The organism is Stenotrophomonas sp. GD03777, from assembly GCF_029842485.1.
In the GTDB taxonomy this organism is placed as follows: domain Bacteria; phylum Pseudomonadota; class Gammaproteobacteria; order Xanthomonadales; family Xanthomonadaceae; genus Stenotrophomonas; species Stenotrophomonas sepilia.
Genome location: NZ_JAOCGL010000123.1, coordinates 1 through 9,904 on the forward strand (window position 1 = coordinate 1; position 9,904 = coordinate 9,904).

The window sequence follows — 9,904 nt, forward strand, 5'->3', positions numbered from 1 at the left end:
CCTCGACCTGGGCGATGCCCAGACCGCGCGTACGTTGCTGCAGGAAGTGGCCGAGGGCGGCGACCTGCACTGCCAGGCCCAGGCCCGCGAACTGCTGGCCCGCCTGCCGTGATCGACCCTGCCGACAAGGACCCCGTCATGAGCCGCGAGCGCCGCATCGACTACGTTGAATTCGCTTCCACGGATCCTGCGGCCAGCCGCGCCTTCTTCGAGAAGGCGTTCGGCTGGTCGTTCGTAGACTATGGCAGCGACTACACCGCGTTCGACGACGGCCGCCTGCAGGGCGGCTTCTTCCGCGGCCAGCCGCTGCGGGCCAGCGATGCCGGTGCGCCACTGCTGGTGCTGTACGCTGACCAGCTGGCACCGATCGAAACGGCGGTGCTTGACGCTGGCGGTGAGATCGTGCGGCCGGTGTTTTCCTTCCCCGGCGGCAGCCGTTTCCAGTTCGTCGAGCCCGGTGGCAACGAACTGGCGGTGTGGTCCGAACGCGATCCGGCCTGAGCGCCGCCCCTCCCGCAATATCTGAGGTAGCACATGCGTTACGCGCTTGGCGTCGAGTACGACGGCAGCGATTTCAGGGGCTGGCAGAACCTGGGCGAGGGCGGCCCGAGCGTGCAGGCCAGCCTTGAGCAGGCCCTGTCGTCGGTGGCCGATTCGCCGCTACAGGTGGTCTGTGCCGGCCGCACCGATGCCGGCGTGCACGGCCAGTGCCAGGTCGTGCATTTCGATACCGACGTGGTGCGCGATCCGCGCGCGTGGATGCTGGGCACTACCACCCGCCTGCCGCGCTCGATCGCAGTGCGCTGGTGCGTGCCGGTGGCCGGGGATTTCCACGCGCGTTTCTCCGCGCGCGCACGCCGCTACCGCTACCGCCTGCTCAACCGCGAAGTGCGGCCCGCGCTGGACCGGCAGACCTTGAGCTGGGAGCGCCGCGCGCTGGACGAGACCCTGATGCATGCCGCCGGGCAGGCCCTGCTCGGTGAGAACGACTTCAGTGCGTTCCGTTCGGTGCAGTGCCAGGCGCTGCACGCCCGGCGTGAGCTGCAGTCACTGCAGGTCAGCCGCCAGGGCGAGGTGATCGAGGTTGCCGTGCAGGGTAATGCATTCCTTCATCACATGGTCCGCAATATCGTCGGTTCGCTGATCCTGGTGGGCAGTGGCGAGAAGCCGGTGGAATGGATCGCCGAACTGCTGGCCGGGCGCGATCGCACCGTAGCCGGTCCCACCGCACCGCCGCAGGGCCTGGTGTTCCTTGGGCCCCTGTACCCCGACAACTGGCACCTGCCCGCCGAGGTCACGCTATGAGCCGCTCCTACTACCGCACACGCATCAAGTTCTGTGGCATGACCCGGGCCGGCGATGTCCGCCTGGCCGGCGAGCTGGGCGTGGACGCGGTGGGTTTCATCTTTGCCCGTGAAAGCAGCCGCCGGGTCGCTCCGGCCGAAGCGCGCGCGATGCGCCAGGCGATCGCGCCCATGGTCGACGTGGTGGCGCTGTTCCGCAACAACAGCAAGGAAGAGGTGCGCGAGGTGCTGCGCACGGTACGGCCGACCCTGCTGCAGTTCCACGGCGAGGAAGACGAGGGCTTCTGCCGCAGCTTCAACATGCCCTACCTGAAGGCGATCGCCATGGGCGGGCGTGAAGAGATCAACGCCCGCACCCTGCAGCTGCGCTATCCCAGCGCCGCCGGTTTCCTGTTCGACAGCCATGCCCCGGGCGGCGGTGGCGGCACCGGCGTGGCCTTCGACTGGGGCCGGATCCCGACCGGCCTGCATCGCCCGTTCCTGCTGGCCGGCGGCCTGAACCCGGAAAACGTCTACGACGCCGTGCTGGCCACCCTGCCGTGGGGCGTGGATGTCTCCAGCGGCATCGAACTGGAGCCGGGCATCAAGGACGGCTACAGGATGCGTACTTTCGTCGAGGAAGTGCGCCGCGCCGATTGCACGGTTCTTGAGTGATTGGCGTCACTATTTGCCGTGATCTGGACCTGGATTTGAGCCTGCACGCACTCTTCACATAGGATGGACCCAAGCGCGCCTGCCATGAGGGCCGGCGCGGGGATCGACGGGACGTGCATGGCGCGCCCCGAACGGGCGGCCGCCGCCCACAGCCCAGGAAGGCAAGCGATGCAGGAGTTCCTCACCGTCGTGTTCGGTTTCCCGACCCTGCCGTACAGCATCGTGCTGGCGGTGGCGGTGCTGTATTGGGCACTGGCGGCCTTCGGCCTGGTCGACGACGGGTTTGGCGATGCCGGCGCCGATGGGGCGCTGCATGGCGACCCACATGAGCTGCAGGGACTGTCCGCGCTGCTGGCGCGCTGGGGCCTGGGTGGGGTTCCCCTCATGCTTGTGGTGACGCTGCTGGGTTTCTTCGCCTGGATCGTCACCTATTTCGTCCATCTATTCGTGCTGTTGCCGCTGCCGGACCTGCTGCGCTGGGCGATCGGTGCGGTCGTGGCCCTTCTGGCGCCGTTGCCGGCGGTGCCGTTCACCGCGCTGCTGCTGCGCCCCGTCCGCAGGTTCCTGCTGCGCCTGCGCCCGGTGGCGCAGGCCTCGCTGCTGGGGCGTACCGGCGTGGTTGCCTCGCCGAAGGTGGATGCCCGCAGCGGTCACGCCACCTTCGACGATGGCGGCGCCGGACTGGTGCTGCAGGTGCGCAGCGAGATCGAACTGCAGCGTGGCGAGCGCATCGTGCTGGTCGAACACGTGGCTGATCAACACCATTACCGGGTGGTCCGCGCCGACGCGGTCGCCCTCGACTTCCAGGACAACCTGCTTCCGGGCAACAAGGAGAATCACTGATGACGTTGGCAACCATGGCCCCCTTCCTGATCGGCGTAGCCGTGCTGCTGGTCGCACTGCTCGGCCTGGCCGGCCTGTTCAAGGCCTTCTACCGCAAGGTCGACCAGGGCGTGGCCCTGATCGTCAACGACATGAGCTCCACGCCCAAGGTGCACTTCACCGGTGCGCTGATCATCCCGGTGCTGTACCGCGCCGAGCTGATGCGGATCAGCCTGATCACGCTGCAGATCGACCGCCGCGGCAAGGAAGGCCTGATCTGCCGCGACAACATGCGTGCCGATATCGCCGTGGCGTTCTACCTGCGGGTCAACGAGACCCAGGCCGACGTGCTGCGGGTGGCCAAGGCCATCGGTGCCGACCGTGCATCGGACAAGCATGCCGTCGACGAGCTGTTCAACGCCAAGTTCTCCGAAGCGCTGAAGACGGTCGGCAAGAAGTTCGACTTCACCGAACTGTTCGAGAAGCGCCAGGAGTTCCGCGACGAGATCATCGCGGTGATCGGCAATGATCTGAACGGCTACGTCCTTGAGGACGTGGCGATCGACTACCTGGAGCAGACCCCGAAATCGCTGCTGGACCAGTTCAACATTCTCGATGCGCAGGGCATCCGCAAGATCACCGAATTGACCGCCGCGCAGAACGTGGTGACCAACGAGCTGGAGCAGAACGAGAAGCTCGCCATCACCAAGAAGAACGTGGAAGCGCGCGAAGCGCTGCTGGCCCTGGAACGCCAGCAGGCCGAAGCCGAAGCGCGGCAGAAGCGTGAGATCGAGACCATCCGTGCACGCGAGGAGGCCGAGACCGCCAAGGTGCAGGAGGAGCAGCGCCAGCTGTCCGAGAACGCCCGCATCGAAGCGCAGCAGCTGATCGAGATCCGCGACCAGAACCGCCTGCGCGAAGTGGAAGTGGCCGAGCAGAACCGCCAGCGTGCCGTGGCCATCGAGGCCGAGCGCGTGGAGCGCGCACGCCAGCTGGAGCAGGTCACCACCGATCGTGAAGTGCAGCTGCAGGGCGTGGAGCGTGACAAGGTGGTCGAGCAGGGCAAGATGGACGTGGCCAACATCACCCGTGAACGCATCTCCATCGACAAGACCGTGGCGCAGGAAGAGGAGCGCATCAAGGAAGTGCGCGAAGTCTCCGAGGCCGACCGCCAGAAGCAGGTGCTGATCCTGGAAGCCGAGGCCAAGGCGCAGGAAGCGCTGGTGCGCGAAGTCAAGGAAGCGCAGGCGCGCGAGACCGCTTCAAAGCATCGCGCGGTGGAACTGACCACGCTGGCCCAGGCCGAGCATGAAGCGGCCGGCAAGCAGGCCGAAGCCAAGCGCCTGTTGGCCGATGCCCTGCGTGCCGAACAGGCAGCGCCGGGCCTGGCCGAAGCGCAGGTGCGTGAAGCTTCGGCGCTGGCCATCGAGAAGGTCGGCATTGCCGAGGCCCGCGTGATCGAAGCCAAGGCCGAAGCCAGCCTGAAGCAGGGCAGCAACGAAGCCCGCGTGCTGGCCGAGACCCTGCAGGCGCAGGCACAGGGCGAGGAAAAGATGGGCCTGGCCCGTGCCACCGCCACCGAGTCGCTGGGCAATGCCGAAGCCGGCGTGGTGCAGAAGAAGCTGCTGGCCGAGGCCGAGGGCCTGGTGCGCAAGTTCGAAGCCATCGCCTCGCTGAGTGACCAGGCACGTGGCCATGAAGAGTTCCGCATGATGCTGGACAACAGCCTGAAGCAGGCGCTGGCCTCGATCGAAGCCGGCAAGGAAGTCTCGCGCGAGAACGCCAATGTCATCGCCAGCGCGCTGCGCAACGCCGATATCGACCTGGTCGGTGGCGACGGCGGCATGTTCGAGAACCTGGTCAAGGCGGTGTCGCTGGGCAAGTCGATCGAAGGCTTCGCCGGCAAGAGCCCGATCGTGCAGGAGCTGATGCAGCGCTACCTGGGCGTGGCCGTGGCCGAACCGGCGCCGCGCCAGATCGCCGAGGATGCCGAAGCGGTACCGACCGTGTCGGCTACCGTGGTCGACAGCGCCCGTTGATGCATCGGGCGATGGCCGCCGCCATCGCCCGCCCGCGCCGGCCGCAACCGCGGCCGTCCGCCCGTGAGCCGGAAACCTGCTGATGTCTGAAACCCATCCGTCCGCCGAATCCACTGCGCCGGAGGCCGGCGGTAGCACCGTCGACCAGGCTGTCGCTCAGGGCGGCGCCTACGAAGTCCTGCGCCGCCGCCTGGCCGAGCAGGGCCAGCGCCTGCAGGGCCTGGCCGAAACGCTCAACCGCCAGCGCCTGGCCGAGTTCGGCGACAGCCGCCTGGAGGTGGTCGGGCGCTTCCGCATCCGCAGCGACAACAACTGCGTCGGCCGTGACATCGTGCAGGTGGGCCCGGACCGCCTGCTGTTCGGCTACAACGTGTTCATCGGGTTGAAGACCCAGACCCGCATCGAGGATGTGTTCGGCCTGTACCGGCTGGTGCAGGGCAGCGACGGCTACGACGTCGCTGCGCTGGAACTGAAGGGCAGCTTCCTCGACCAGCCCGGCTTCGTGCACGATTTCAACGAGCTGTATGCCTACTACAAGCACGCGCGCCTGCTGCAGCTGATCGTGGTCGGCGACAAGCTGCTGGCCTCGTTCCAGATCGGCGAGCGCAGCAGCGACGTGCGCGTGTTCCGCTGGGCGCTGTCGCGCGAGGGCGAGCTGACTTACCTGGATGCGCGCGGTGAGCGCGATATCGCACTGCCGCCGCCGTTCGACTTCGAATGGACCCGGGCGACCCGCGACCTCGCGGTCAACGGCCGCCACTCGCACCTGAACATCCTCGACACCCTGTTCGTTGAGACCACCGGTGGCGACCTCACCATCAAGGTCGAAAACAACACCGAAACCGGACAGGGCATCTACAGTGAACCCGTGGAGGACAGCACGCAGTCGCTGGACGACGCCCAGTTCGAGTTCGCCCGGGTCGGCTCGCTGGTATTGCTGAAGGTGCTGCCGTACCGCGAGACCGAATGGCGCGGCCTGATCTACAACACGCTGACCGGCGGCATCGTGCGCAATGATGCGATCGTGCAGGCCTGCGTGCAGCTGCCCGAAGACCATGGCGTGATCTTCCCGGGTGGCTATTACCTGCAGGGCGGCGAGCACAAGGCATTTGATGCCTCGATGGCCGGCATGCAGTTCAAGCGCAGCATCCGTTCGCCAAACGGCGAGGACGTGCTGTACATCTTCTACGAGCGCGAAGGCGGGCGCTCGGCGCTGTTCGTCTACAACACCATCCAGCGCGTGCTGCAGAACCCGGTGTTCGGCCATGGCTACGCCTTGATGCAGGACGGGCGCATGGTGCTGTTCCATGCCGAGGGCAGCGAACCGACCCGCATCCATCCGATGCAGGTCTGGCAGACGCCGTTCAGCAGTGACGAGTTTGCCGCCAGCCGACCGCCCGGCAACACCTTCATGGGCCGCATCGGCAACGCCGAGCTGGTGCGCGGAATCTCCAACCTGTTCAACCTGGCGCGCGAGATTGAAGGCCAGGACGTGTCGGTACAGCGCTACCAGCGCCTGGTGGCAGATACGCGGCGCCTGTTCGATGCGCACCACTGGCTGGGTGACGCGGCCTGCGATGGCGCCGAGGCACTGCTGCGGCAGATCAGCGCGACCGGCGAATCGGTGCTGGACGAGTACGAGAAGGTGCAGTCGATCCGTCAGCAATCGGCGCAGGCGATGCTGGAGGCCGAGGCCGCGCACAAGGCGCTGCTGGGCCGGCTGCAACCGCAGAACTGGAGCGAGGTGCAGGCCTTCGTCGAGGCCCTCAACGCGATCACCGCATTGCGCGGGCGGCTGCTGACCCTCCGCGAGCTGCGCTACATCGACACCGCGCGCATCGAGACGATGACCGTCGAACTGGTGGAGGCACAGGACCGTGTTGGCGCCGCCACCGGTGACTTCCTCGCCGGCGAGGAGGCGCTGGCGCCGCTGGCCACGCGCCTGCAGGCGCTGGACGATGCCGCGCAGCAGGCACAGACGGCGCGCCAGCTGGACGAGCAGTTGGAAGGCCTGCGTGGCATGGCGTCCGACCTGGACATGCTGTCCGAGCTGATGGCCGGCCTGAACGTGGACGATGCCACTGCCCGCACCCGCGTGGTCGAGTCGATCTCGGTGCTGTACGGTCGCCTCAACCAGGCGCGCGCGCGTGCTGACCAGCGCCGCAGGTCACTCGGTTCGGCCGAGGCCGTGGCGCAGTTCGCCGCCCAGTTCGCGCTGTTCTCGCAGTCGATCACCAGCGCGCTGGCGCTGGCCACCGACCCCGAACGTGCCGACGAGCAGTTGTCGCGCCTGCTGGTCCAGCTGGAAGAACTGGAGAGCCAGTTCGGCGAACACGAGCAGTTCCTCGGCGACATCCTGAGCAAGCGCGAAGAGCTGGTCGAGGCCTTCGAAACGCACAAGCAGGCCTTGCTGGATGACCGCCAGCGCAAGGCGCGTTCGGTACTGGATGCGGCCAATCGGATCCTCGACGGCCTGGCCAGGCGCACCGAGCGCTTCGCCACCGCCGATGAGCTCAACGCGTTCTTTGCCGGCGATCCGCTGATCCTCAAGCTGCGTGAGCTGGCCGAGCGCCTGCGCACGCTGCACGACAACGTCAAGGCCGACGACATCGAGGCGCGGCTGAAGGGCGTGCGTGACCAGGCGGTGCGCCAGCTGCGCGACCGCAGTGACCTGTACGAAGCCGGCGGCAACGTGGTGCGGCTGGGCCCGCGCCATCGCTTCAGCGTCAATACGCAGGCACTGGACCTGACCCTGTTGCCGCGTGGCGATACGTTGGCCATCCATCTGACCGGCACCGACTTCCTGGAGACCCTGCACGACCCGGAGCTGGACGCACTCAAGCCGTTCTGGCCGGTCACCCTCGACTCGGAATCGCCCACGCTGTATCGCGGCGAGTACCTGGCCGGCAGCCTGCTGCTGGCCGCGCAGGAGGGGCGCGACGGCCTCGATCTGGCTGCGCTGCAGCACGACGTCGCGAACCCGGAAGCGCTGGATCAGCGCGTGCGTGCGTTTGCCGCACCACGCTATCGCGAAGGCTACGAGCGCGGCATCCATGACCACGATGCGGCACTGATCCTGCGTGCGCTACTGCCTTTGCAGCAGGCGGCCGGCAGCCTGCGCCATGCACCGCGGGTGCGTGCGCTGGCGTTGCTGTTCTGGGCCGCCGAGCAGCGGCGCGAAGCGGTGGCGCAATGGCCGGCGCGGCAGGTGGGCGCCGAGGCGCTGGCACGCCTGCTGGGGTCCGACGAAGGGCGTCTGGCGTTGCGCACAGAAATGGCCGAGACGCTGCTGGCGTATGCGCAGTCCCACGCGTTGCCGTTCGATGCCGATGCCGCGGAGGCTGCATCCGCCTATCTGGGCGAAGAACTCGCGGCGGGCGATCCGGTGTTCAGCAGCAGCCGCCACGCGGTGGCGCTGCTGGAGGCATTGGCCCAGCAGCTGGAGCAGGCGGGGCAGCGTGAGGCGGTCGAGCGTGCCCTGCAGCGCGGCCAGGATCCACTGGCTACGCGTTGGTCATTGGCTGAGCAGTGGCTGCGCGCAGTGGCGCGGATGCCGGCGCATGCCCAGCATGCCGGCTATGTCGACGAAGCCGCCGCGTTGCTGCTGGTGCAGCGCCAGTTGCGCACCCGTACCAGCGATGCCGCACTGCAGGCGGAGGTCAATGGCCTGCTGGGTGAACACGCACGCATCAGCAATGGCACGCTGGTGGTATCGCTGGATGATTTCCTGGCGCGCCTGCAGCAGCACCTGCGTCATTTCGTGCCAGCGTTCCATGCCTACCAGGCGCTGCGCCAGGGCATCATCGGTCGCGAGCGCGAGACCCTGCGGCTTTCCGAGTTCAAGGCGCGGCCGCTGTCCTCGTTCGTACGCAACAAGTTGATCAACGATGTCTACCTGGGCGTGATCGGTGACAACCTGGCCAAGCAGATGGGCACGGTCGGCGAGAACAAGCGCAGCGATCTGATGGGCCTGCTGATGATGATTTCGCCCCCGGGCTATGGCAAGACCACGCTGATGGAATACGTGGCGCACCGGCTGGGCCTGGTCTTCATGAAGATCAACGGCCCGGCGCTGGGCCACGAGGTGCGCTCGCTGGACCCGGCCCAGGCACCGGACGCGACCTCGCGGCAGGAGCTGGAGAAGCTCAACCTGGCGCTGGAAATGGGCAACAACACCATGCTGTATGTGGACGACATCCAGCACACCCATCCCGAGTTCCTGCAGAAGTTCATCTCGCTGTGCGATGGCACCCGCCGTATCGAGGGTGTGTGGCGCGGTCGCACACGCACCTACGACATGCGCGGCAAGAAGTTCTGCGTGGTGATGGCCGGCAACCCGTACACCGAGTCCGGCGAGGTGTTCAAGATTCCGGACATGCTGGCCAACCGTGCCGACATCTACAACCTCGGTGACGTGCTCGGTGGCATGGAGGCCGCCTTCACCCTCAGCTACATCGAGAACAGCCTGACCTCCAATCCGGTGCTGGCGCCGCTGGCTACGCGCGACATGGCCGACCTGTATGTGCTGGTCGACCGCGCGATGGGCAAGGAGGTCTCGACCAACAGCCTCAGCCACACCTACAGCAGCGCGGAGATCAACGAGATCACCGCCACCCTGCAGCGCATGCTGCGTGTGCGCGACGTGGTCTACCGGGTCAACCAGCAGTACATCGCCAGCGCCGCACAGGACGACCGCTACCGCACCGAGCCGCCGTTCCGCCTGCAGGGCAGCTACCGCAACATGAACAAGCTGGCCGAGAAGATCTCCCCGGTGATGAACGAGGACGAACTGCAGCAGTTGATCTCCGACCACTACCTGGGCGAGGCGCAGCTGCTGACCACCGGCGCCGAAGAGAACCTGTTGAAGCTGGCCGAACTGCGCGGCGTACTGGATGACACGCAGGCGCAGCGCTGGGCGCAGATCAAGCGCGACTTCCTGCGCAACAAGGCCATGGGTGCCGACGACAGCGATGTCGGCGGGCGCGTGGTGGCGCAGCTGGCCGATATCGCCACCGCGCTGCAGCTGCCACCGCCCGCGCCAGAAGCGATCCCCGTTGCGGCCCCGGCGCCGTGGCCGGCGCTGCT

General features: G+C 67.1%; 7 protein-coding genes. All 7 read left to right on the forward strand.

What is annotated here, in order from left to right:
- A partial coding sequence (locus tag N5E02_RS18415) for a FimV/HubP family polar landmark protein (RefSeq protein ID WP_279946585.1) occupies positions 1-112 on the forward strand: 112 nt, incomplete at its 5' end.
- Positions 113-138: 26 nt separating this feature from the next.
- The gene (locus N5E02_RS18420; protein WP_005417973.1) at positions 139-501 is read left to right on the forward strand and encodes a VOC family protein; all 363 of its coding nucleotides are present in this window, start codon (positions 139-141) and stop codon (positions 499-501) included.
- A gap of 33 nt (positions 502-534) precedes the next feature.
- Positions 535-1,305: a tRNA pseudouridine(38-40) synthase TruA gene (gene truA, locus N5E02_RS18425; protein WP_053500246.1), complete on the forward strand. Its 771-nt coding sequence runs from the start codon at positions 535-537 to the stop codon at positions 1,303-1,305.
- Positions 1,302-1,958: a phosphoribosylanthranilate isomerase gene (locus tag N5E02_RS18430; protein ID WP_053500245.1), complete on the forward strand. Its 657-nt coding sequence runs from the start codon at positions 1,302-1,304 to the stop codon at positions 1,956-1,958. Before truA ends, N5E02_RS18430 begins: the two co-directional genes overlap by 4 nt.
- A gap of 168 nt (positions 1,959-2,126) precedes the next feature.
- Positions 2,127-2,801, forward strand: a complete 675-nt coding sequence (locus N5E02_RS18435) for an OB-fold-containig protein (protein ID WP_065179159.1) — start codon at positions 2,127-2,129, stop codon at positions 2,799-2,801.
- On the forward strand, positions 2,801-4,819 hold the full coding sequence (locus tag N5E02_RS18440) for a hypothetical protein (protein WP_005417967.1): 2,019 nt from the start codon (positions 2,801-2,803) through the stop codon (positions 4,817-4,819). Before N5E02_RS18435 ends, N5E02_RS18440 begins: the two co-directional genes overlap by 1 nt.
- 82 nt (positions 4,820-4,901) lie before the next feature.
- A partial coding sequence (locus N5E02_RS18445) for a DNA repair ATPase (protein ID WP_279946584.1) occupies positions 4,902-9,904 on the forward strand: 5,003 nt, incomplete at its 3' end.